General features: G+C 48.3%; 1 protein-coding gene. It reads right to left on the reverse strand.

Going from position 1 to position 391, the window contains the following annotated elements; translation table 11 throughout:
• Nucleotides 1-47 precede the first annotated feature (47 nt).
• A partial coding sequence (locus ACTRWI_RS22720; RefSeq protein ID WP_499133943.1) for a transposase occupies nt 48-391 on the reverse strand: 344 nt, incomplete at its 5' end.

Below are 391 nucleotides of genomic sequence, written 5' to 3' on the forward strand. Positions count from 1 at the left end.
GTTGCTTAATTCAGAGAGAAGGCATGTCAGCCCATTGTGCTTAATTCTTAACCGATACACTGTGTTTCAGGCATACCAAGCCCTGTAAGCTTATTCAGGGCTTTAATCATAGCGTAAGTCTCGCCAACTTGAGCGTTGTAGTTCCTCAGGCTTAAATTCCCACCTAGCAGCTGCTTTACTCGGTACATTGCGGTCTCTGATAGAGAGCGCTTATGATAGCCATACCGCTTTTTCCACTTCTTTTGGGAGCCATAGAGCTTCTGGCAACCTACCGCTAAGTTACGAGGATGCCCTTGTTCCCAGAAGGCTGCTCCTTCTCTTGGTGGGATGAGCGGAACAGCTCGCTTGATCCGTATGGCATCATGGCAACTCCTTGTGTCATAAGCGCCAT

Source organism: Pseudoalteromonas sp. G5_S1_14_S5, from assembly GCF_054968605.1.